Source organism: Pseudomonas sp. TE9122 (assembly GCF_056278925.1).
On the sequence record NZ_JBWBQI010000001.1, the window covers coordinates 2,162,982 to 2,186,769 of the forward strand.

Annotated in this window: 20 protein-coding genes; 14 read left to right on the top strand and 6 right to left on the bottom strand. The window is 58.3% G+C overall.

Going from position 1 to position 23,788, the window contains the following annotated elements; all coding sequences use genetic code 11:
• The first annotated feature begins 38 nt into the window (after positions 1-38).
• The 3 genes from ACZ9BE_RS09815 to ACZ9BE_RS09825 all read left to right on the top strand — a co-directional run bounded on the left by ACZ9BE_RS09815 (position 39) and on the right by ACZ9BE_RS09825 (position 3,631).
• On the top strand, positions 39-1,049 hold the full coding sequence (locus tag ACZ9BE_RS09815; RefSeq protein ID WP_476249320.1) for a magnesium chelatase ATPase subunit I: 1,011 nt from the start codon (positions 39-41) through the stop codon (positions 1,047-1,049).
• On the top strand, positions 1,022-1,714 hold the full coding sequence (locus ACZ9BE_RS09820; protein WP_476250134.1) for a vWA domain-containing protein: 693 nt from the start codon (positions 1,022-1,024) through the stop codon (positions 1,712-1,714). Before ACZ9BE_RS09815 ends, ACZ9BE_RS09820 begins: the two co-directional genes overlap by 28 nt.
• A 357-nt stretch (positions 1,715-2,071) precedes the next feature.
• Entirely contained in the window at positions 2,072-3,631 is a 1,560-nt protein-coding gene (locus ACZ9BE_RS09825; RefSeq protein WP_476249321.1) for a TerC family protein, read from the top strand.
• A gap of 136 nt (positions 3,632-3,767) precedes the next feature.
• On the opposite strand, the gene ACZ9BE_RS09830 is transcribed toward ACZ9BE_RS09825, so the two are convergent.
• Complete coding sequence (locus ACZ9BE_RS09830) at positions 3,768-4,199, bottom strand: thioredoxin family protein (protein ID WP_476249322.1); 432 nt, start codon at positions 4,197-4,199, stop codon at positions 3,768-3,770.
• Positions 4,200-4,657: 458 nt separating this feature from the next.
• On the opposite strand from ACZ9BE_RS09830, the gene ACZ9BE_RS09835 reads away from it, so the two are divergent.
• The 8 genes from ACZ9BE_RS09835 to kdgK all read left to right on the top strand — a co-directional run bounded on the left by ACZ9BE_RS09835 (position 4,658) and on the right by kdgK (position 11,320).
• Complete coding sequence (locus ACZ9BE_RS09835; RefSeq protein ID WP_041478710.1) at positions 4,658-5,506, top strand: transporter substrate-binding domain-containing protein; 849 nt, start codon at positions 4,658-4,660, stop codon at positions 5,504-5,506.
• A gap of 51 nt (positions 5,507-5,557) precedes the next feature.
• Positions 5,558-6,220: an amino acid ABC transporter permease gene (locus ACZ9BE_RS09840; RefSeq protein WP_024012746.1), complete on the top strand. Its 663-nt coding sequence runs from the start codon at positions 5,558-5,560 to the stop codon at positions 6,218-6,220.
• A gap of 9 nt (positions 6,221-6,229) precedes the next feature.
• Positions 6,230-6,892 carry an amino acid ABC transporter permease gene (locus ACZ9BE_RS09845; protein WP_041478712.1) on the top strand — a complete coding sequence of 221 codons (663 nt, stop codon included), beginning with the start codon at positions 6,230-6,232 and terminating at the stop codon, positions 6,890-6,892.
• Positions 6,889-7,680: an amino acid ABC transporter ATP-binding protein gene (locus ACZ9BE_RS09850; protein ID WP_406228975.1), complete on the top strand. Its 792-nt coding sequence runs from the start codon at positions 6,889-6,891 to the stop codon at positions 7,678-7,680. Before ACZ9BE_RS09845 ends, ACZ9BE_RS09850 begins: the two co-directional genes overlap by 4 nt.
• Positions 7,681-7,711: 31 nt before the next feature.
• Positions 7,712-8,101 (top strand): RidA family protein, encoded by a 390-nt coding sequence (locus ACZ9BE_RS09855; RefSeq protein ID WP_016774497.1) that lies wholly within the window; start codon positions 7,712-7,714, stop codon positions 8,099-8,101.
• A gap of 147 nt (positions 8,102-8,248) precedes the next feature.
• On the top strand, positions 8,249-9,013 hold the full coding sequence (locus tag ACZ9BE_RS09860) for an IclR family transcriptional regulator (RefSeq protein WP_041478714.1): 765 nt from the start codon (positions 8,249-8,251) through the stop codon (positions 9,011-9,013).
• A gap of 38 nt (positions 9,014-9,051) precedes the next feature.
• Positions 9,052-10,266, top strand: a complete 1,215-nt coding sequence (locus tag ACZ9BE_RS09865; RefSeq protein ID WP_256809899.1) for an amino acid deaminase — start codon at positions 9,052-9,054, stop codon at positions 10,264-10,266.
• A 133-nt stretch (positions 10,267-10,399) separates the two neighbouring features.
• The gene (gene kdgK / locus ACZ9BE_RS09870) at positions 10,400-11,320 is read left to right on the top strand and encodes a 2-dehydro-3-deoxygluconokinase (RefSeq protein ID WP_315435849.1); all 921 of its coding nucleotides are present in this window, start codon (positions 10,400-10,402) and stop codon (positions 11,318-11,320) included.
• A 116-nt stretch (positions 11,321-11,436) separates the two neighbouring features.
• Here kdgK and ACZ9BE_RS09875 read toward each other — a convergent pair whose 3' ends face one another.
• Positions 11,437-11,712, bottom strand: coding sequence for a peptidylprolyl isomerase (locus tag ACZ9BE_RS09875; protein ID WP_007912322.1), 276 nt, complete (start codon positions 11,710-11,712; stop codon positions 11,437-11,439).
• Between the two features lie 52 nt (positions 11,713-11,764).
• Positions 11,765-14,302 carry a hybrid sensor histidine kinase/response regulator gene (locus tag ACZ9BE_RS09880; protein WP_476249323.1) on the bottom strand — a complete coding sequence of 846 codons (2,538 nt, stop codon included), beginning with the start codon at positions 14,300-14,302 and terminating at the stop codon, positions 11,765-11,767.
• A gap of 109 nt (positions 14,303-14,411) precedes the next feature.
• On the opposite strand from ACZ9BE_RS09880, the gene ACZ9BE_RS09885 reads away from it, so the two are divergent.
• From ACZ9BE_RS09885 to ACZ9BE_RS09895, 3 genes are all read left to right on the top strand, one after another.
• Positions 14,412-15,521 carry a PilT/PilU family type 4a pilus ATPase gene (locus ACZ9BE_RS09885; RefSeq protein ID WP_056785248.1) on the top strand — a complete coding sequence of 370 codons (1,110 nt, stop codon included), beginning with the start codon at positions 14,412-14,414 and terminating at the stop codon, positions 15,519-15,521.
• Between the two features lie 142 nt (positions 15,522-15,663).
• Entirely contained in the window at positions 15,664-17,766 is a 2,103-nt protein-coding gene (locus ACZ9BE_RS09890; RefSeq protein WP_476249324.1) for a hypothetical protein, read from the top strand.
• Positions 17,735-19,354 carry a hypothetical protein gene (locus ACZ9BE_RS09895; protein WP_476249325.1) on the top strand — a complete coding sequence of 540 codons (1,620 nt, stop codon included), beginning with the start codon at positions 17,735-17,737 and terminating at the stop codon, positions 19,352-19,354. Before ACZ9BE_RS09890 ends, ACZ9BE_RS09895 begins: the two co-directional genes overlap by 32 nt.
• A gap of 18 nt (positions 19,355-19,372) precedes the next feature.
• Here ACZ9BE_RS09895 and ACZ9BE_RS09900 read toward each other — a convergent pair whose 3' ends face one another.
• The 3 genes from ACZ9BE_RS09900 to ACZ9BE_RS09910 form a co-directional block, all read right to left on the bottom strand.
• Positions 19,373-21,346, bottom strand: coding sequence for an acetoacetate--CoA ligase (locus ACZ9BE_RS09900; protein WP_476249326.1), 1,974 nt, complete (start codon positions 21,344-21,346; stop codon positions 19,373-19,375).
• Between the two features lie 150 nt (positions 21,347-21,496).
• Positions 21,497-22,270 carry a 3-hydroxybutyrate dehydrogenase gene (hbdH, locus tag ACZ9BE_RS09905; RefSeq protein ID WP_071172267.1) on the bottom strand — a complete coding sequence of 258 codons (774 nt, stop codon included), beginning with the start codon at positions 22,268-22,270 and terminating at the stop codon, positions 21,497-21,499.
• Between the two features lie 7 nt (positions 22,271-22,277).
• Positions 22,278-23,669, bottom strand: coding sequence for a GntP family permease (locus ACZ9BE_RS09910; protein ID WP_016774505.1), 1,392 nt, complete (start codon positions 23,667-23,669; stop codon positions 22,278-22,280).
• Positions 23,670-23,788 lie beyond the last annotated feature (119 nt).

Below are 23,788 nucleotides of genomic sequence, written 5' to 3' on the forward strand. Positions count from 1 at the left end.
CAACGTCACGACCATCCACGACCACGAAAGAGAAACCCATGACCGACACCCCGCATTTCCCGCTCTCCGCCGTGGTCGGCGCCGATGACCTGAAGCTCGCCCTGTGCCTGACCGCCATCGACCCGAAAATCGGCGGCGTACTCATAGAAGGCCCGCGCGGCATGGCCAAGTCGACCCTGGCCCGGGGCCTGGCGGACCTGCTCGCCAGCGGCCAGTTTGTCACTTTGCCGTTGGGCGCCACTGAAGAGCGCCTGGTCGGCACCCTCGATCTCGACGCTGCCCTGAGCGGCGCTCGCGCGCAGTTTTCGCCCGGTGTCCTGGCCAAGGCTGACGGTGGCGTGCTCTATGTCGATGAAGTCAATCTGCTGCCCGATCATCTGGTCGACCTGCTGCTCGATGTCGCCGCCAGCGGTACCAACCTGATCGAACGTGACGGCATCTCCCATCGACATTCGGCGAAATTCGTCCTGATCGGCACCATGAACCCGGAAGAGGGCGAGCTGCGGCCGCAACTGCTTGACCGCTTCGGCTTGAACGTTGCCCTCAGCGGCCACACCGCGCCCGCCGAACGTGGACAGATCATTCGCCGGCGGCTGGATTTCGACAGCGATCCACAACGGTTCTGCGCGCAGTGGGCGAGCGAGCAACTCAGCCTGCGTTCGCGCTGTGAAAGCGCCCGCGAGCGCTTGGCAGCCATCCCGCTGGATGATGCGGCATTGGCGTTGATTACCGAGCGTTGTTTCGCCGCCGGCGTCGATGGCTTGCGCGCTGATCTGGTGTGGTTGCGCGCGGCTCGCGCCCATGCGGCGTGGCGTGGGGCCGATGCGATTGCTGAAGAGGATATCGACGCGGTGGCCGAATTTGCCCTGCGCCATCGCCGTCGCGAACAACCTTCGTCCAGCGCCCAATCACAAGCGCAATCTCCGTCAGGCACAGACAGCAAATCCGGCGAAGGCCAGGGCCAGTGGGGCGAGATGCCGGCAACGGCGCAAGCTACCGGTGCCCGCCGCGAAGTTCCGAGCTGGCCGCCACAAGCAAAAAAGCCCTAGGCATTCGCCCCCGATCCGACGCGGGGGCGAATGCCAGACCCCGTGCCGGACAACTCGATAATGGTCGTCAGGGCCAACGCCAGAGTGCCAGCAGCGGTTCGGTGAACTGGCCGGGCACGCTGCTCAATGGCCGCCCTCAGCGCCGCGCTGATCTGCTGTTCCAGCAGCGTACCCGTTCGCCCCATGAAATCTGGCTGGTGATCGTCGACGCGTCGGCTTCGACCCGTCGCCATCAGGCCTTGAGCGATGCCAAGGGCCTGCTCGCGCAGTTGTTCGACGATGCCTACCGCCAGCGGGCGCGGCTGGCGTTGCTGACCGCCAGTGGTTCTGCGCCGAAATGGCAGGTGCAAGGCTTGAAGGCTTCAAGCGGCCTGAGCGCCTGGCTTGACGGTCTGGGCGCTGGTGGCGGCACGCCGTTGCTCGCGGCGCTGGAGCAGGCGCAGCAATGGCTGACGGTTAGACGCAAGCGCTTTCCCGCCGAACAGCAACGCTGCCTGATCGTGACCGATGGTCGCTTGAAAGAGCTGTCGGGGTTGCCGGTGCTGGCGTGCCCGGGATTGCTGATCGACATCGAACGCGGGCCGATCAGGCTGGGCCGGGCGAAGGATCTGGCGACCGCGCTGCAAGCGCAATATCAGCATATCGATGAGCTGGGTCTACGCTGAAATCCGCCGCACCGCTCGCACCCTGTGGGAGCGAGCCTGCTCGCGAAGGCTTCTTCGGCAACGCTGAAAGTCTCCGATCAAGGTCATTCATACAGATTTTGAAATGATTTACCGCTGTGGAGCAGGTCGGTCGACGCTGTACGCTCGAAGGCCATTTTTCATTCAGGATCTACATGAACACCCTCTCGGAGCCTCCCAGTCAGCATTCTCCAGCGCAATATTGCGCGGTCTTGATCCATTCGCAGCATCCCGTCTTCCGACTCCCGACTATGGTTGATAACGCGGCCCTTGAGCCTTCGCGTTGAACTTCGCCGTGTCCGGCCGCCTGAATTCACTGTAGAGAGATCGAGACGTTTTATGGAATGGTTAGCGGATCCCACGGCCTGGTTAGGCCTGTTGACTCTGATCGTGCTGGAACTGGTACTGGGTATCGACAACCTGGTGTTCATCGCAATTCTTGCCGACAAACTGCCGCCGCATCAGCGTGATCGTGCGCGCATCATCGGCTTGTCGCTGGCGTTGATCATGCGTCTGGGCCTGTTGGCGAGCATTTCCTGGCTGGTTACGCTCACGCAGCCGTTGTTCGAGGTGTTCGACAAGAGCTTCTCCGGCCGCGACCTGATCATGCTGTTCGGTGGCGTGTTCCTGTTGTTCAAAGCGACGATGGAGTTGCATGAACGCCTCGAAGGCCACGTCGGCGAGCGCTCGACCAACACAACCTACGCGCTGTTCTGGCCGATCGTGGCGCAGATCGTGGTGCTCGACGCCGTGTTCTCGCTCGACGCGGTGATTACCGCCGTGGGCATGGTCGATGAACTGGCGGTGATGATGATCGCCGTGATCATTTCCATCGGCCTGATGATCGTCGCCAGCAAGCCGCTGACCCGCTTTGTCAACGCGCACCCGACCGTGATCATGCTGTGCCTGGGCTTCCTGATGATGATCGGTTTTGCCCTGACCGCAGAAGGTCTGGGCTTCCATATCCCGAAAGGTTACCTGTACGCGGCCATCGGTTTCTCGATCCTGATCGAGGTGTTCAATCAGATCGCCCGGGCACGGCGCAAACGTTCGATGCAGGGCGTGCGGCCGATGCGCGAGCGCACGGCCCATGCGGTGATGCGTCTGCTCGGCGGGCGCAAGCTGGCGGCGGAGGAGGTTGGCGAGGAAATCTCCGACCTGCTGGACAACGGTGAAGCGCCGGTGGCCGAGCTGTTCGACCGTCGTGAGCGGGTGATGATCAGCGGTGTGCTGCAACTGGCGGAACGGCCGATTCGCAACCTGATGACGGTGCGCGCCGACGTTGACCTGATTGATCTTGCGGATGACGCCGAAACCATTCGCACGAATTTGATGCATTCGTCCTACTCGCGCTTGCCGTTGATTCGCGATGGCGCGGTGGACGAGCCGCTCGGCTTCGTACACAAGAAGGAATTGCTCAAGGAGTATCTGACCGGCAATGAGCCGAACCTTGAGCATCTGGCGCGCAAGACCGTCAATCTGCTCGACAGTTACTCAATCCTCAATGCCCTGGAGCAGATGCGCGCGGCCTCGACCCACATCGCTTTCGTGGTCAACGAGTTTGGCGATTTCGTCGGTGTGTTGACCATGACCGACATCCTCGAATCGATCGCTGGCGAACTACCCGATGCCAGCGAAATCGAAGGCCCGGACGTGGTCGAAGAGCGCGGCGGGTTTCTGGTCAGCGGCGCGCTGCCCTTGGCTCGCGTTCGCCAGCGTACCGGCTTCGATGCCGAGCCGACGGAGGACTATCAGACCATGGCCGGGTTGGTGATGAGTCTGCTGGATCGCTTGCCGATGACCGGCGATCAACTGGAATACGAGGGCTGGCAATTGACTGTCAAAGCGGTGGAAGAGCGGAGGGTGACGCGGGTGTTGCTGGAGCGCGCTGCCGCGTAATACTTGCGTTTTCTAAAAGCTGTGCCTGCCTTTTTGCGAGCGGGCTAGCTGCCACATTGCAACGCGGTCCAATGTGGCAGCGAGCCTGCTCGCGAAGGCAATTTGGCAGGCACTCCATACCTCTGAGGAGGCTCGTTCAGTACATCCTCCGTAGGCGCCCATGTGGGACGGTACGCAAAGTACGAAGTGTCTGACGCAGCCAAGGCAGATCATGCTTCCGTTTACGCGCGGCAAAGGGGGCTTTGGTCTTGCCGATGTGCACGGCGAAATCCCGTGCGAGGGTTTCTTCAGTGCCGATACCTTTGAGCTTTTTCATCAGCCTGCCGTTTTTATAGAACAGCACGGTTGGCGTGCCCGTGACATTCGGGTGCTTGGGCGATTGGCTGGTGTTGAGCATATAGATGTTGGCGCGCAGTCGGTAAGGCTCGGCAATCTGCCGAAAGATCGGCCCGGCCCATTCGCAGGCGGGGCAATGTTCATTGGCGAAATAAAGAATGACCGGACGCCAGGTTTTCAGGGCTTTGCGGTAAACCGGGGCCAGCGCGGAAGATGTGTTGGTGACGTTCATCGAAGGGTCCTTTTCAACGAGCGGATAGGTTGCTTGACGTTAAAGGAGTAGGCATGTCGGGGTCTACTGTCAGAAATTACAGGTGGACTGCGTAACCACGAGAAGTGCTGTCGTCACGGTGATAGCCGTCGCGAAACGGCAGGGTGGTGATGTCTACAGGCAGGCGCTAAAGCGCTGATACCGGGTCTTGTTCAACTGTCACCCTGATTCGCACCACAACGGCGCGATCTGACCCAAGTTGGGAACGCATTACCCCTTTCCTGGCTTTGTCAGGTGTTTCCTTCGTTCCTGGTCGGGCCAAACCCTTTGGTCCACGAACCATATCTTGTTGATTCCAAAAGCGTTCAACGCAGTTACAGATTTCGCGAGATTCCTGTGGCACACTTTCTGCTGTCTATTCCGTAGTAACAAACCGTGTTCCGGTATAGCGGAATAAACACAATTCTGGAGTGCTTGCCATGCGTCGCCATCCTTCGTTGTTCAAAGCGTGTGTTTTTGTCCTTGCGGCTTCTTCCTCGGTCATGGGTCTGGCCCAGGCGGCCGACAGCAAGCTCGACAGTGTTCTCGCCCGTGGCAAGTTGATCGTGGGCACCGGCAGCACCAATGCGCCGTGGCACTTTCAGGGCGCGGACGGCAAGTTGCAGGGTTTTGATATCGACATCGCCAGGATGGTGGCCAAGGGACTGTTCAACGACCCGAGTAAAGTCGAGTTCGTGGTGCAGTCGTCCGATGCGCGTATCCCCAACCTGCTGACCGACAAGGTCGACATGAGCTGCCAGTTCATCACCGTCACCGCGAGCCGCGCCCAGCAAGTGGCATTCACCCTGCCGTACTACCGTGAAGGCGTCGGCCTGCTTTTGCCGAATAACAGCAAGTACAAGGAAATCGAAGACCTGCAGGCGGCGGGCGATGACGTTACCGTTGCGGTGCTGCAGAACGTGTACGCCGAAGAATTGGTGCATCAGGCATTGCCCAAGGCCAAGGTCGATCAGTACGACAGCGTCGACCTGATGTATCAGGCAGTGAACTCCGGCCGTGCCGATGCCGCCGCAACCGATCAGTCGTCGGTCAAATACCTGATGGTGCAGAACCCGGGCCGCTACCGCAGCCCGAGCTATGCCTGGAGCCCGCAGACTTACGCTTGCGCAGTCAAACGTGGCGATCAGGACTGGCTCAACTTCGTCAACACCGCGCTGCATGAGGCCATGACCGGGGTTGAGTTCCCGACCTACGCCGCCTCCTTCAAGCAATGGTTCGGTGTCGATCTGCCGTCGCCCGCGATCGGTTTCCCAGTCGAATTCAAATGATCCCGTGAGAGTGGGGCGATTTCAGTCGCCCCGCTCAAGGTACTGCTGACCATGAATTATCAGTTGAACTTTGCCGCCGTGTGGCGCGATTTCGACACCTTGCTGGCAGGGCTCGGGCTGGGCTTGCAGCTGGCGCTGGTGTCGATCGCCATCGGCTGCGTGATCGGCCTGCTGATGGCGTTTGCATTGCTCTCCAAACATCGCGCCTTGCGGGTGCTGGCCTCGGTGTACGTCACGGTGGTGCGCAACACGCCAATCCTGGTGTTGATTCTGTTGATCTACTTCGCACTGCCCAGCCTTGGCATTCGTCTGGACAAGATTCCTTCGTTCATCATCACGCTGTCGCTGTATGCCGGCGCGTACCTGACCGAAGTCTTCCGTGGCGGCTTGTTGAGCATTCCCAAAGGCCAGCGCGAAGCCGGGCTGGCAATCGGTCTCGGTGAATGGCAGGTCAAGGCTTACGTCACCGTGCCGGTGATGCTGCGCAATGTGCTGCCGGCGCTGTCGAACAACTTCATTTCGCTGTTCAAGGACACCTCGCTGGCGGCTGCGATTGCGGTGCCGGAGCTGACCTATTACGCGCGCAAGATCAACGTCGAGAGCTACCGGGTGATCGAAACCTGGCTGGTGACCACGGCGTTGTATGTCGCGGCCTGTTACCTCATTGCCATGCTGCTGCGTTACCTCGAGCAGCGTCTGGCGATCCGCCGATAGGAGGCTGCGATGTACCAATCTCCCAGTTGGTTGCATGAATTGTGGCTCGCGCGCGAGCCGTTGTGGCAGGGCTTTCTGACCAGCGTGCAGGTCTCGGCGCTGGCCATTGTGTTGGGCACCATGCTCGGCGTGGTTGCCGGCCTGGTCCTGACTTACGGCAGATTCTGGATGCGCGCGCCGTTTCGGCTGTACGTCGATCTGATTCGCGGCACGCCGGTGTTTGTATTGGTGCTGGCCTGCTTTTATATGGCGCCGGCGCTCGGTTGGCAGATCAGCGCGTTTCAGGCCGGAGCCTTGGGCCTGACGCTGTTCTGCGGCTCGCACGTCGCCGAAATCGTTCGTGGCGCCCTACAAGCCTTGCCGCGCGGGCAGATGGAGGCGGGCAAAGCCATCGGTCTGACGTTCTACCAATCCCTCGGCTACGTGCTGTTGCCTCAGGCGCTGCGGCAGATCCTGCCGACCTGGGTCAATTCGTCGACCGAAATCGTCAAGGCGTCGACCTTGCTCTCGGTGATCGGCGTCGCCGAATTGCTGCTCAGCACACAACAGATCATCGCCCGAAACTTCATGACCCTGGAGTTCTACCTGTTCGCCGGTTTTCTGTTCTTCGTCATCAACTACGGCATCGAATTACTCGGCCGGCACATTGAAAAGCGGGTGGCCTTGCCATGACTCAAGCTCAAGTTGTTTCACAGAATCAGGCGTTGCTGGACATTCGCGGCCTGCACAAACAGTACGGCGCGGTGGAAGTGCTCAAGGGTGTCGACCTGAGCATGCAGCGTGGCAACGTCGTTACGCTGATCGGCTCCAGTGGCTCGGGCAAGACCACGCTGCTGCGTTGCGTGAACATGCTCGAAGAGTTTCAGGGCGGGCAGATTCTGCTCGACGGCGAATCCATTGGCTATGACGAGGTCAACGGTAAACGTGTGCGCCATGCGGAAAAGGTCATTGCCCGTCATCGTGCGATGACCGGCATGGCCTTCCAGCAATTCAACCTCTTCCCGCACCTGACCGCGTTGCAGAACGTCACCTTGGGCCTGCTCAAGGTGAAGAAGATGCACAAGGACGAAGCCGTGGTGCTTGCCGAAAAATGGTTGGAGCGTGTCGGCCTGCTGGAGCGGCGCAATCACTTTCCCGGTCAGTTGTCCGGCGGTCAGCAACAGCGCGTAGCGATTGCCCGGGCGATTGCGATGAACCCGAGCCTGATGCTCTTTGACGAAGTCACCTCGGCCCTCGACCCAGAACTGGTTGGCGAGGTGCTCAACGTGATCAAGGGGCTGGCCGAGGACGGCATGACCATGTTGCTGGTGACCCACGAAATGCGTTTCGCTTTCGAGGTCTCGGACAAGATCGTTTTCATGAATCAAGGGCGAATCGAAGAGCAGGGGCCTCCCAAGGAACTGTTCGAACGCCCGCAATCGCCGCGTCTGGCGGAATTTCTCAAAAGCACGCGGTTTTGAATCTGCACTTTTGCAATCAGGAGAAACACCCATGAGCATTACGCGTTACGGCACCGGCAGCACCGCCGCCGGCGGCCAGCCTCGTCCATTCGCCCGCGCTGTTGAAGCGGATGGTTGGCTGCATGTGTCCGGCCAGGTACCGGCGGTGGATGGCGAGATCATCGTCGGCGGCATCGTCGAACAGACCCACCAGACCATGAAGAACCTGATCGCCATTCTCGAAGAGGCTGGTTATGGCCTTGAGGACGTGGTTCGCGCCGGCGTATGGCTGGACGATCCACGGGATTTCAGCAGCTTCAACAAAGTCTTCGCCGAGTATTTCAAACCCGAACACGCCCCGGCGCGGGCCTGCGTGCAGGCGAGCATGATGGTTGATTGCAAGGTTGAGATCGACTGCATTGCCTACAAGAAGAAGGCCTGAAACAAGTGCAGCCCTCTTCGCGAGCAGGCTCGCTCCCACATTTGGAATGCGTTTTCCTGTGGGAGCGAGCCTGCTCGCGAAAGCGATGTAACAGGCGACACTGGACTCTCGGTAAACTCCCGGCGACTTTGAATGGAAACCACTGACATGACCGAAGACACCATCAAGCGCCGGGCACGTGGTCTGGACCGGGCGTTCGATATCCTCGATTTTCTCAAGGAAATCGGCCAGCCCCTGCGCCCCAATGACATCGCCAACGGCATCGGCGGCCCGAAATCCACGGTCTACGAGCTGGTCGCATCCTTGCTGGAACGGCGGATTCTGGAACCGGTGGGCAAGGACGGCCACGTCTATCTCGGCCGCCAGTTGTACTTCCTCGGCCAAGCGCATCTGCGCCATTTCGACCTCAGCCGCGAAGCCGATCACGCCTTGCAGGAGATCGTCAGCCAGACCCGCGAAACCGCGCAGATGTGCCTGCTCAACGGGCGCAAATACACGGTGGCGTTGATGAAGGAGGGCGAGCGGCATTTCCGCATTTCCTCCGATATTGGCGAAAACGCGCCGATCCCGTGGACCGCCTCCGGGCGCCTGCTGCTCGCGCACTTGAGCGATCAGCAGATCATCGACCTGATCGACGAGGACGACTACATCCTGCCCGACGGCGAACGCCTGCCGCTGGAACGCTTTCTGGCGGAGATTCGTCAGGCCGGTATCGATGGCTTCTTCTCCTTCGACAGCGTCGCCGACACCTTCACCCATTGCTTCGCCGCGCCGGTGAAAGACCCGCAAGGCGTGGCCATTTGCACGTTGTGCATCGTCGCCCCACGGGCCGATGCAAAAAACAATTACAACGACTATCGCCGGGTGCTGATCGAGAGCGCCAACAGCCTCGCCCGGCGGATCAACGAATAACCGCGGCTGCCTGCGGCCGCGACTGTGAGGACTGGACCATGACCACTGCCATCAACTCTGCCGTAGAAAAAGGCGACGCCGCCATCGGCGCGCAACTGACCCGCGACGTCAGCCTGCCGGCGTTGGTGCTGCACCGCGAGGCGCTGGAGCACAACATTCGCTGGATGCAGAAATTTGTCAGCGACAGCGGCGCCGAACTCGCGCCCCACGGCAAAACCAGCATGACCCCGGCACTGTTCAAGCGACAGCTCGACGCCGGCGCCTGGGGCATCACCCTCGCCAGCGCCACCCAGACCCGCGCCGCTTATGCTCACGGCGTACGTCGGGTGTTGATGGCCAATCAATTGGTCGGCACGCCTAACATGGCGTTGATTGCCGATCTGCTCGCCGATCCGACGTTCGATTTCTATTGCATGGTCGATCACCCGGACAACGTCGCCGACCTCGGGGCTTACTTCGCTTCCCGTGGGGTCAAGCTCAACGTGATGATCGAATATGGCGTGGTCGGCGGGCGCTGCGGGTGCCGCAGCGAGCAGGAAGTCATCGAGCTGGCCAAGGCCATCGATGCGCAACCGGCGCTGGCACTGACCGGCATTGAAGGTTACGAAGGCGTGATTCACGGCGATCACGCGGTCAGTGGCATTCGCCAGTTCGCCGCATCGCTGGTGCGCCTGGCGGTGCAGCTGCAGGACAGCGGCGCTTTCGCCATTGCCAAACCGATCATCACCGCATCGGGTTCAGCCTGGTATGACCTGATCGCCGAATCCTTCGAAACCCAGAACGCCGCTGGCCGCTTCCTCAGTGTGTTGCGCCCGGGCAGTTACGTGGCCCACGACCATGGTATCTACAAAGAGGCGCAGTGCTGCGTGCTCGACCGTCGCAGCGATCTGCACGAAGGCCTGCGCCCGGCGCTGGAAGTCTGGGCTCATGTGCAGTCGCTGCCGGAACCGGGTTTCGCGGTGATCGCCCTGGGCAAGCGCGACGTCGCATTCGACGCCGGTTTGCCGGTGCCGTTGTTGCGCTACAAGGCCGGTGTGGTGCCGGCGACAGGTGATGATATCGGTGCGTGCAAGGTCACGGCGGTGATGGATCAGCATGCGTTCATGACCGTGGCGCCGGGTGTAGAACTGCGGGTCGGCGACATCATTTCCTTTGGTACTTCGCATCCGTGCCTGACGTTCGATAAATGGCGGGTGGGGTTGCTGGTGGATGAGCAGTTGGCGGTCATCGAGACCATGGCGACTTGTTTCTAAGGCTTGAGATTGCGTTGCGGCGGCTATTTCGCGAGCAGGCTCGCTCCCACAGAGGACGCATTTGAATGTGGGAGCGAGCCTGCTCGCGAAGACGCCCGCTTAGCCACCACTGAACCACCCGAGATCCCACCCGATGAAAATCCTCCGCAACACCCCACGCATCGCCCTGATCGGCGAATGCATGATCGAACTGCAACAACGTGCCGACGGCAGTCTGCAGCAAAGCTTCGGTGGCGATACCCTCAATACGGCCGTGTACCTGTCCCGCGCGCTGGGCGACAAGGCGCAAGTCGACTACGTCACCGCGCTGGGCGATGACAGTTTCAGTGACGCAATGTGCCAGATCTGGCGCAGCGAAGGCATCGGCCTCGATCTGGTGCAGCGCTTGCCTGGTCGGCTTCCCGGTTTGTATTGCATACAGACCGACGCCAACGGCGAGCGGCGTTTCCTGTACTGGCGCAATGAAGCGGCGGTGCGCGATTGCTTTACCACTCCTGCGGCCGAGCCGATTCTCGCGGCCTTGCCGGACTACGACGTGCTGTATTTCAGCGGAATCACCCTCGCCGTACTTGGCATGCAAGGCCGTGCCCGCCTGATCAAGACGTTGAGCGAAGCCCGGCAGCGCGATGCGCGCATCGTGTTTGACAATAACTACCGCCCACGCTTGTGGGCTTCTGTGGAAGAGGCGCGGGCGGCGTATCGCAGCGTCTTGCCTTATGTCGATCTGGCGTTGCTCACCGTGGATGACGAACAGGCGTTGTTCGGGTTTGCCGATTGCGCTGAGGTGTTTGCGACGTATGCGCAGATTGGCACGCCAGAAGTGGTGCTCAAGCGTGGCGCGGAGGCGTGCCTGATTCGTTGTCAGGGGGAGACGTTTGAGGTGCCGGCGCAAAAGGTCGACAAGGTTGTCGACACCACGGCGGCGGGGGATTCGTTCAGTGCGGCATATCTGGCCCGGCGCTTGCTCGGCGGCAGCCCGGCAGAGGCGGCCCAAGCGGGACATGAATTGGCCAGTCAGGTGATACAGGTGCCAGGAGCGCTGATCCCCAGGTAGTCAGAGAATGGCCGCTTGCTGCGCAATCGGTTCGCGAGCAGGCTCGCTCCCACAATGAAAATCCGGTCGAAATGTGGGAGCGAGCCTGCTCGCGAAGAAGCTCGACAGCCAGCCGATCAATCCCGATAAAACACCTGCACCAGGTGATAACCAAACTTGCTCTTGATCGGTCCATGAACGGTGCGCAGTGGTTTCTTGAAAATCACCGCATCAATCGCGCCGACCATCTGTCCTGGACGTACTTCGCCCAGATCACCGCCGCGTTTGCCGGACGGGCAGGTGGAAAACTTCTTCGCCAGCACATCGAATGCTTCGCCCTTGGCGATGCGCTGTTTGAGTTGTTCGGCCTCTTCGGCGGTTTTCACCAGAATGTGGCGGGCTTGGGCTTTCATCGTGCAATACCTGATAACGGGGTGACAGCGGGGCGCGCGATTATGCCTCAAGTCACGGGGTCGGGTTGCTCAACTTGCGAATCTTGCTCGCCAACACTTCCAGGACAAAAGGCTTGGCGACCATGTCCATACCCTCTTCAAGAAAGCCCTGGCGCTCGGCAGCAATCTGCGCGTAACCGGTCATGAACAGCACTTTAAGGCCGGGACGATGCTGGCGCGCAATTTCCGCCAACTGGCGACCGTTCATGCCGGGCAGCCCGACATCGGTGACCAGCAGATCGACACGTTGCGCGGACTCGAACAAGGGCAGGGCGATTTTGGCGTTTGCCGCTTCGAAGGTTTTGTAGCCCAGCTCCCTCAGCAGATCGAGCACCAGCATGCGCACCGCCGCGTCATCCTCGACCACGATTGCGGTTTCGCCAGAAGATGAAGCAGCAATCGGTTCGGCTTTCTTCACAGATGAGGTTTCCGGCGTCGGCTCAAGCAAGCGCGGCAAGTACAGGCGCACGCAAGTACCTTGCCCCGGCACGCTGTCGAGGCTGACGTGACCACCGGATTGCTGGGCGAAACCGTAGATCATCGACAGCCCGAGCCCGGTGCCCTGGCCGATCGGCTTGGTGGTGAAGAACGGATCGAACGCTTTGGAGCGAATTGACGGAGTCATGCCGGTGCCGTTATCGCTGACCGCGAGCATCACATATTCCCCGGCCTTGACCGGTTCGAGAATGGTGATGTCGCTGCTGTCGAGGTAGACGTTGGCAGTCTGGATCAGCAACGTGCCGCCTTCGGGCATCGCGTCGCGGGCGTTGATCACCAGATTGAGCAAGGCATTTTCCAGCTGGCTGACGTCGGTGCTCACCGGCCAAACGTCTTCGGGCAGGCGCAGTTGCAGATCGATCGGATCGCCTTTGGTGCGGCGGATCAGATCTTCCAGCGAGTGCACCAGGTCATTGACGTTCAGTTGCTTACGGTCCAGCGACTGGCGCCGCGAGAACGCCAGCAAGCGATGCGTGAGCGCCGCCGCGCGATTGGCCGATGACACGGCCGCTTCGGTAAAACGGCCGATCTCGTCGGCACGACCATTGGCGATGTAGCGCTGCATCAAGTCCAGACTGCCGATAATGCCGGTGAGCATGTTGTTGAAGTCGTGGGCGATGCCACCCGTGAGCTGGCCGACGGCTTCCATCTTTTGCGCGTGGCGCAAGGCATCTTCGGCGCGCTCGCGTTCGAACATCTCGTTCTGCAAACGCTCGTTGGCCTGAGCCAGTTGCTCGGTGCGCGCGCTGACCCGCTCTTCGAGGGTTTCGTTGAGATTACGCAGGGCTTCTTCGGTTTTCTTGCGCTCGGTCTCGTCGATGACAAAGATGTAGAAGCCGTTCACTGCACCGTCCGCACCATGTCGCGGCAGATAATTCATGAGGGCATGACGGGTGCTGCCGTCGCGGTGGGGGGTATAGAAACTGAAGGAACAGGCGCGTCCGGCCAGCGCTTCGGCGATGTACGGTGCACGCAGGAAATACGCCTCTTCGCCGATGACTTCGCGAATCTTGCGCCCGTACAACTCTTGCGGTGTGAGGCCGTACCAGTCGAGATACGCTGCGTTGTTCAAGCGAAAACGTTCTTCGGCGTCGACATAGCTGATCAGTATCGGCATGGCGTTGATGATCAACTGCAATTCGGTCTGGCTCTGACGCAGCGCTTGTTCGGTGTGTTTGCGTTCGGTCAGGTCCAGCGCCGCGCCGAGAAAGCGCATCGGCCGACCATGATGATCCTTATAGCAACGCCCCCGCGCGAACACCCAGCGCAGCGTGCCATCGGCCTGCAACAAGCGATATTCCTCAGCGTACTCGGTGCCGTGGGTGATGCAGTGCTTGATGCCGCGCGCAACCATTGCGCGGTCTTCGGGGTGCACCCCGTGCATATATTCGCTGATCGGCAATTGCCCGGCCTTGCTCGGATCAACGCCATGCAGTTCGGCAAAATGCGCATCGGCAATGAATCGGTCTTCGCCAATGTCCCAGTCCCACGTACCGACGGCGTCGGCGGCGGCGAGGGCCAGTTGCAGACGCTCTTCGGACTGGCGCTGAGCCTTGAGGCTTTCCTCGGAACGGCGCTGCAATTCCAGGGCAATGCGGCGGCGTTCGTTGGTCTCAATGGCAGTGATCAGAATGCCGGCGACCTGTGCGGTTTCATCGCGAATCGGACTGTAGGTCAGATCCAGCCAGAAATCGGTTTTTTTGCCGTCCCGCTGCACGCTGAAACGCTGCTCGCTGAAGCTGCGCACCTGACCCTGCAGCACCGCTTGGTAGATCGGCTCGGCAAAATCCCGCACTTCCGGCCAGATCTCATGCGTTGGCTGGCCGAAGGCTTCGGGATGCTTGCTGCCGGCGAGCAGGGCAAAGCCATTGTTGTAGATCTGCGTGAGTTGCGGCCCCCACAACAGCAGCATCGGCATCGGCGAATGAATCACGATGTCCACCGCCGTGCGCAGGCTCTGCGGCCAGCTGCCGGCGGCGCCCAGCGGACTGCGGCTCCAGTCGGTGCGGGCGATCAGGGCCTGGGCGTCATCGGTGGTGGGTACAGCATTCATGTTTCAATCCTGAGCGTGGTTCGGTGAGACGGGGTCTATCATTGTTGCAGGAGCCGCGCCAAGCGTAGGCCAAATCTGCTCATTCAATGCTTCGCGGGTGCTTTCAGCCATGGAAATCGATGCACTGTTGTCAACATTGTCGCAAAAAAACGGTTCGGATCTCTTCCTTTCCACCGGCGCACCACCGAGCGCTCGCATTGATGGTGTGCTGACGGCGCTGAGCGATCAGCCATTCAAACCTGGCGAAACCGCGGCCATCGCCACCTCCCTGATGGACGCCGAGCAGCGCCGGGAGTTCGACCGGGATCTTGAAATGAACCTGGCAATCTCCCGAACGGGCGTCGGCCGGTTCCGGGTGAACATTTTCAAGCAGCGCAACGACGTTTCGATCGTTATCCGCAACGTCAAGCTCGACATCCCGCGGTTCGAAGACTTGAAACTGCCGCCGGTGTTGCTGGAAACGGTGATGCTCAAACGTGGCCTGATTCTTTTTGTCGGCGCTACCAGTTCGGGCAAGTCGACCTCCCTGGCGGCGCTCATCGATCATCGCAACCGCCACAGTGCCGGACACATCGTGACCATCGAAGACCCGATCGAATATATCCATCGGCACAAGCGCTCGATCATCAATCAGCGTGAGGTTGGCGTCGATACGCGCAGCTTTCATGCTGCACTGAAGAACACTTTACGCCAGGCACCGGACGTCGTCCTGATTGGTGAGATCCGTGACCGCGAAACCATGGAGCACGCGCTCTCGTTTGCCGATACAGGGCATCTGGTGTTGTCGACATTACATGCGACCAACGCCAATCAGGCGCTGGATCGCATCATCAATATGTTTCCCGAGGAGAAGCGCGAGCAGCTGTTGCAGACATTGGGCAACAACCTGAAAGCATTTGTCTCGCAGCGCTTGGTACGCACTGTCGACGGCCAGCGCAGGGCGGCCGTGGAAGTGTTATTAGGTACGCCGACTGTCGCTGATGCGCTCCGTCGCAATGAGTTGGCTGAGTTGAAAAGTATCATGGAGAAATCCGAAGACTCAGGCATGCAGACATTCGATGCTGCACTGTTACAGTTAGTCCTTGCGCGTGTTATTACAGTAGAAGAAGCTTTGAAAAACGCGGATTCGACAAACAACTTACGGTTAGGCATCAAGCTTAAACTTGATTCTCCAATCAACGAAAAAGCATCGACAGGGGATTGGGGGTTGGTGGAGTAAGTTGTCGTGTCTGTAGGCGGCTGAGCGGTCAGGTGATAGATGTTTGAAATCTAGACTAATACTTGGTTAGTTGTGGTTTCGCCTGTTTTTATTAGATTTGCGATCTCGATAGCAAGTCCATGTAAATAAACAGGTCAATAAAATGAAAAATCGATGTGGTGCAGGTGCTCTTTCCAAATTGAGCGCTGCCGATAATGTGCGTTGTTCTGCCGCAGATGAATTAGAACGAATGGCACTTCTAGGTCAGTTGAAAAGATTTCTTGTTGAAGCTCCGGAAGACGTTGCGCGGGATATTTCAAACGACGACCAAAAGATCATCTGGCTCTCGCCTGAATCCTCTTTTGGACGTTTACAGAAACCGGCCAGCGAGATGCTTCAGGATCTGATGAGCTTACTCGGTTCTGGCACCTACAGTAGAGTTACGTCTTCGGGTGAAATTCACATATACGTTACTCATGAAGGGTGGATGGATGTATCGGATAACGTCAAGAGTAATCCCGACGCGAATGAGAAGTTCGAGAAGTTAGTTGCTATTGCAGCAGGTCTTGGTGGATTCGTTCACCTTGATAACGCAGTGCTGTTGTCGCAGTGGTTGCGTTTTCACGGGTTCAACGTGCCGGATGACAGAGAAAAACTAGAAAGCTTGATTGGCTTTTTGGAGTGGAAGTGGCCTGAAGGAGATGATTTTGGTAATTACTGGGGGCAGATAACTGGGCTAAATGATACGTCGATCACCTTGACACCACAGCAGTGTGCAGAGATTCGCGCAGTGACGAGTAAACTTTTCCCTGCGAATGAGAATCTACTTAACACAATCTTCAGAAGCGTAAGACCGTATAACGTTACTACCGTTAATTGGGACAGCGCTAACGAGGTCGTTGCAATGCTGGTTCGTCATCCAGCGTCGCAGAAAATTGCCAAGGAATACGTCATTGCACTGGACTGGTGGGGGGCGAAGGATTCCGAGGAAATCAGTAGTGACGATCTAGCTCAGGTATTGCTCACCGCAATAATTTTGCAGTTGGATTCATCCATAGGCGTTACTGGTAAGCGCAACTGCATCGGAACCTTTGATATATACGATTCGAGCACCATGGCTGATAGGCCGTTATATGCCATACGTGAAAATTTTGAGGCTTACCTGGTAGCAAAGGGCCATTCGCACTCGATTATTCCTCTCGCTTCCCACCTGCTCCTGGCTCATGTAGCGCCTTGTCTCTTGGTTAAAAATCTGCCCCAAGAGCTTTACGCTGGCTCGATCGGCTGGGTGACGTTTTGCCAGGCGGTGAGCTTTATCGAGATCAATTGTCGAGGCGTCTCTCGCTTCATGACATATGAACAAGTCATGAAGTTTGCAAGCATGGAAACGGTCAGCCCGGTACTGGGGGAGCTGCAAGGTATTACTGCGATCGACCCTATCATTGACTGGGCATTGATGAATGAAGTCATCACTCATGAGCAACTGAGCACGTCTGCTCTTACAGCAGCTCAAGACGCTTGGAATGCGTATAAAACGCACGTGGATGATATTGTTTTGGGGATCAAGGCATTTGGGGCGGCTCCGCCCAATCGGAAACGACTGGCGATGACTGCATTGAAGCAGGCGGTTGCTGATTTTGATGTTATTGAACAACCTCTTTTGCGTCCTGAGACTTATTCTGCAATGAGAGTGTCGATGCTTGATCTTCATATCGAAGGGTTGCTGGCGTCCGGAACATGGGATTGGAATAAAGAGCCCGGCATTTTCGATAAGTATCCGCAGCTTTTGGCCTTGCCTGCCATCAAACCAGCATTCGAAGCTGAGCTCGTTAGCTATCACTGCAATATTCATAAGGCGATGGCTTCAAACATAAAGCTGGCGATAGCAGGAATGCCTCGAGCCGATCGAGATATCTTTGCCTCAAGCAAGATCACGTTTTTTACTGTACGTCCTTCGGTTGCAGAGATTTACTATCCGTCATCGGCTAATTATAACTTGGTCGGCGCGGGTAATCAGCCGCCCAAAAATATCGAAGTTCAGCTCAAGAAAGACCAGGCGGTGGGGCGGTTCGGCGTAATTATGATAGCTTCCTTCGGGAATAATCAGACTTTATGCTATGAAATGTTTACCTTGTTGGGAGAGTGCAGAAGAAACGATGAGCTAGGCAAATTGATTATTTATACCCAAAAAATGAACATGCCTGGAAGGGTTGAATATACAGGGAAGCCCGATGATGCATTTTTCCCTTTGCCCCCCCACGCATAACGTTCCAACTGATTTCGATAGCTACATTGTCGGAAAAAAGCCGTCGCCGAATGCCTCTGGGATTATGGTTATAGAGAAACTTGGCACTGTTATCGCTCCGACTTCTGCGTCGCGGGTCGTTCGTAATCATTATCAGTTTTTCGTAAATGAGCATATCGAAAATATTGCCCAATTTGTTGTGAAGAACAGACCATTGGGCAGCCTCCAGGATTTCAGGGAAGTCTTCACCGAATACACTGATAAAGAGCGTGCGGAGAACACTTATAACGAGGTGCTGACGTATATTATTGACCTGTGTGTCCCGTTCAAGAAATGTATCGAAGACTTGGCTTCCGGAAATAGAAATCAGGTGGTTGACGGAATTTACGCGTGCACGATGGATGCTATCGGTATTTTCTTCACTGTACTGGGTGCCCCGGCTAAAATTCTGCATATCGCAGCCAAAACAGTTTCGTTAACGGCAAAAATCGGCAGCCTCGTCAGGTTTGGCATTTCTCTGACAGTCTCGACTTTCAATCCGATTGATGGATTGCCAACTGCTGGATACCAAGCGTCAAAAGCATTGTTCAAAAGCGTCATGCACTTGGGCGCGTCGGGCGCAAAAGTCGTGGAATCTGCCGTTGTCCAGATGAGCAGACTGACCGGTACGGCGCGGGAATTTCACAAGCTGGCGAATGCTACCGATGTTGGTTTCGGGAGGTGGCGCCCGCTTGGAAGCACCGCGTCTTCTTTCAATGTCTGTGCCATCAAGAAAAGCAGTGAGTGGTACGCGGCCAATCGGCTAGGTAAGCCGTGGGGAAAACGACTCGTCAATTTTGACCTGCAAGAGAAGTTTAGTCTGCCATTACTGCAGAAACCGGTTCCGGGTGTTTTTACAGCTCACATTCTCGAGCGCAGTCTGCCACTGGCCCGTTTCAAAATAGACAGCGCAATTGAAATGCTGGGCTCGCCGGCGCTGAATTTCAAAACCGACCCCACGATTGGATTGTTTTTTGGCAGTACCGCGGCGGCGCGTGACGAATTGTCCAATCTGCTAAGCGCCATCAGGCTGGATTTCGGCGGAACGTCCGCCAGTAATTTCCTGTTGGATAGCCTGAAACTAGATGATGGCGTCATTGAGGTAAATCCATTCGATTACAGTAAATGGAAGAGCGCAGGAGCTACAGATAAAAAGCGTGTTCAGTACATGACGGTCAATACACGTAACTTCAACCAGCGATTCAGCCTGACAGGTTACGGCGAAATCGCTGATGACCTCATCCACGAAATGATTCGGGTCAACCCCGCCAAGACCAGTCTGATCACTGCCGAGGGGGCGACCCGAGATGGTAAGGTCGGTTTGGATGTGGCGCCTTTACTCAACTTGGCAAAGGGACGCTTGCCCCGGTCTGAGCCTATCACTGGCAGTTTTCACGAAAGTGCTCAAGCGCTCCTCAATGCAGACTCGCTGATGCTCGTTATTGCCTTGCTCAGTTTGTTGAAAACAAACGAAGCGTTGTTTTCGCTGAATCTCAGCATCATGCGCGCAGCGATCGAAGCCAGTGGAGATCAGCCCCTCACCGGTGAAGTTGTAATACAGCTGAATTGAGGCTGCGCCAGACGAAATTCAGTGTTGAATAACTTCGGTCATGGCCAGTTCGCGCCGATCCCGAAACTGCTCCAGCGCTTCGGGATTGGCCAGTGCATCGGTATTTTTCACTGGCCTCCCATGCACGACATCGCGCACCGCCAGCTCTACGACTTTTCCGCTGATGGTGCGCGGTATATCGGTTACTGCGACGATGCGTGCGGGAACATGCCTGGGTGTGGTATTGGCGCGGATCACTTCGCGGATTCGCTGTTCAAGCCCTTCATCCAGCTCGACGCCGTCGCGCAAACGCACGAACAACACGACGCGCACATCCTCCTGCCATTGCTGACCGATGGCGACGCTGTCCAGCACTTCACTGATTTTCTCGACCTGCCGATAAATCTCCGCCGTGCCGATGCGCACGCCGCCCGGATTCAACACCGCATCCGAGCGGCCATGGATCATCATCGCTCCATCGCGCATTTGCTCGGCGTAATCACCCTGTGCCCAGACGCCGGGGAACAGGCTGAAATAGGACTGGCGGAGTTTTGAGCCGTCGGGGTCATTCCACAAGCCGATCGGCATCGCCGGGAAATGCCGTGTGCAGACCAGTTCACCTTTCTCACCGATCACCGGCTGGCCAGCGTCGTTCCACACCTCGACGGCCATGCCCAGGCTCTTGCCCATGATTTCTCCGCGACGTACCGCTGACAGCGGGTTGCCATTGACGAAGCACGAAACGATGTCGGTGCCACCGGACATCGAGGCCAGACACACCTCGGTTTTGAAGTCGCGATAAACGAAATCGTAGCTTTGCGGTGACAAAGCCGAGCCTGTGCACAGCAGCGTTTTCAAACTGCTCAAATCATGGCTTTCCCGTGGCCTGGCGCCGCTGCTTTCCAGCGTCGCGAGGAATTTCGGACTGGTGCCAAACACGCTGATGCGTTCATCGTCGATCAGGTCGAGCAGGCGCTGGTGATCCGGGTGGAACGGCGAGCCGTCGTAGAGCACCACGGCGCTGCCCACTGCGAGTGCCGAGACCAGCCAGTTCCACATCATCCAGCCGCAGGTCGTGTAGTAGAACAAGCGGTCACCGGGACCGAGGTCGCAGTGCAAACCATGTTCCTTGACGTGTTGCAGCAGCACACCGCCGGTGCTGTGGACGATGCATTTCGGCACGCCAGTGGTACCGCTGGAGTACAGCACGTAGAGCGGATGATTGAACGGCACCGGGGTGAAATCCGGTTCGCCGCCGGGTTGATAAAAATCTTCCCAGAAGCAGACATCGGCTAGGGTTCGGTAATCCTCGATGCGAGCTTGCGGGCGAGCGTACGGGACGATGATCAACTGCTGCAGTGACGGCAGTTGTGCAAGGATTTCGTTGAGCTTGGCGGTCTGATCCAGGGTTTTTCCGGCGTATTGATAACCGGCACAGGTGAGCAGCACTTTCGGTTCGATCTGGCCAAAGCGATCGATCACGCCGTGGGTGCCGAAGTCGGGCGACGAGCAGGACCAGATCGCGCCGAGGCTGGTAGTGGCCAGCATCGCCACCAGGGTTTGCCAGGTGTTGGGCATGCACGCCGCCACGCGATCACCCCGGCCAACGCCCGCCGCGCGCAGGCTCGCCTGAAACCCGGCGACCTGTTCGGCCAACTCGGCCCAGGTCAGTTGTTCGCGCTGACCATTCTCTGCAACTGCGATCACGGCCACGGCATCGTCGCGTCGGCGCAACAGGTGTTCAGCGAAGTTCAGGGTCGCGCCGGGGAACCACTCGGCGCTGGGCATTTCTGCACCTTCACGCAAGACGGCGTCGGGCTGAGTGTGGAAGCGGATGTCGAAGTAATCGACGATCGCCTGCCAGAACGCCGGGCGCTGATCGATGCTCCATTGGTGCAGGGCAGGGTAGCCGTCGAGCTTGAGCGAATGCCGCTGATTGATATCGCGCCGGAAGGCATCCATACGCGAACCGGCGATACGCTGGGTGTCGGGTTGCCAGAGAATATCGGACATGGGCTTGCCTCTTCTTATCGGATTCGTACAGGCCAGGGAGATCGTTCCCTGTGGGAGCGAGCCTGCTCGCGAAAGCGTTGTCTCAGTATCCCGAACTGTGTCTGATAAACCGCATTCGCGAGCGGGCTCGCTCCCACAATGGCCAGGTGTTTATTGCGCCAACCAGCCACCATCAATGTTCCACGCCGCGCCGCGCACCTGGCTGCCGGCTTCGCTGCACAAGAACAGCACCAGCTCACCCAGATGCTGCGGTGTGACAAACTCCAGCGAGGGCTGTTTTTCCGCCAGCAGATCATGCTGCGCCTGCTGCGGATCGACCCCCTTGGCCGCGCGATCGTCGATCTGCTTCTGCACCAGCGGCGTCAACACCCAGCCCGGACAGATCGCATTGCAGGTGACATTGCTGGTCGCGGTTTCCAGCCCGACCACTTTGGTCAGGCCGATCACGCCATGCTTGGCGGCAACGTATGCGGCTTTGCCGGTGGAGCCGACCTGGCCATGCACCGAGGCGATATTGATAATGCGCCCCCAGTTCTTGCGGCGCATGCCCGGCAGACTCAAACGGGTGCTGTGGAACACCGATGACAGGTTGATCGCAATGATCGAATCCCAGCGCTCAACCGGAAACTCTTCTACCGCCGCAACGTGCTGAATGCCAGCGTTGTTGACCAGAATGTCGACGCCGCCAAACTCGCGCTCGGCGTAGGCGACCATGTCGGCAATCTGCGCCGGGTCGCTGACATCGGCGGGATGATGGCCGACCTTGCCGCCGAACTGAGCGACTTCGGCGATCACCTTCGAGGCGTCGCCGAAGCCATTGAGGATCAGGTTGGCGCCGGCCTTCGCGAGAGTCAGCGCGATGCCCAGGCCGATGCCGCTGGTGGAGCCGGTCACCAAAGCTGTCTTGCCGGAAAGAGTGGTCATGAATACCTCACACAATACCAGTGGCGTAGAAAGTGCCGATCACCACGAAAACCGCCAGCGTCTTGATCAGCGTAATACAGAAAATGTCTTTATAGGCTTCGCGGTGGGTCAATCCGGTCACCGCCAGCAGGGTGATCACCGCGCCGTTGTGCGGCAGGGTGTCCATGCCGCCACTGGCCATCGCGGCCACGCGGTGCAGCACTTCCAGCGGGATATTCGCCGCGTGCGCCGCGCTGATGAACTGCTCGGACATCGCCGCCAGCGCAATGCTCATGCCGCCCGAGGCCGAACCGGTGATGCCGGCGAGCAGCGTCACGGTGATCGCTTCGTTGACCAACGGATTGGGAATCTGCTTGAGCCAGTCGGCCAGCACCAGAAAGCCCGGCAGCGAAGCGATTACCGCACCAAAGCCGTATTCAGACGCGGTGTTCATGGCCGCGAGCAACGCACCGCTGACCGCACTTTTGCTGCCTTCGGCGAGCTTGCTTTTAATCGCCTTAAAGCCGAACGCCAGCACCATGAGGATGCCGACCAGCAACGCCGCCTGCACCGCCCAGATCGCCGTGAGCTTGGCGATTTCAGTAGTGACCGGCGCGGCCATGCCCGGCAGTGCGAGGCTGTGGGTCTTGCCATACCACTGCGGAATCCACTGGGTAAACAGCAGGTTCATGATGCCCACGGCCAGCAATGGCGACAGGGCAATCCACGGGTTGGGCAGCTTCAGGTCTTCGGCAGTTTCCGGTTCGTTGCGCAGTTCAGTGCCGTAGCCTTCGCCGGCACGTTGCGCCTTGTTGCGTTGGCGCTGCAGAAACAGCATGCCGGCGCAGAACACGAAAATCGTGCCGATCACCCCCAGCCACGGCGCCGCCCATGCGGTGGTGTTGAAGAAGGTGCTGGGGATGATGTTCTGGATTTGCGGCGTGCCGGGCAGGGCGTCCATGGTGAACGAGAATGCACCGAGGGCAATGGTCGCCGGAATCAAACGCTTGGGGATATTGCTCTGGCGGAACATCTCCGCTGCAAACGGATAAACGGCGAAGACAACGACGAACAACGACACGCCGCCATAAGTCAGCAGGGCGCACACCAGCACGATCACCAGCATTGCTTGTTTGGTACCGAGCAGGCGAATCGCAGCGGCGACGATCGAGCGCGAGAAACCGGACAGTTCGATGAGCTTGCCGAACACCGCGCCGAGCAGAAATACCGGGAAGTAGAGCTTGATGAAACCGACCATCTTGTCCATGAACACCCCGGTGAACGCGGGGGCAACGGCGGACGGATCGGTCAGCAGCACCGCGCCGAGAGCAGCGATCGGGGCGAAGAGGATGACGCTGTAGCCACGGTAGGCGGCGAGCATCAGCAGCGTCAGGGCTGCCAAGGCAATGATCACACTCATGGTGTGTCTCTCCAGATTGTTATTTTTGTGGGTGAAACGGGTGTGGAGAGTGGGTTAGCGAGATTTGTGCCAATCTTCTAACTGTTTGAAATATAAGGAAATTAGATTTCGGTCGAGTT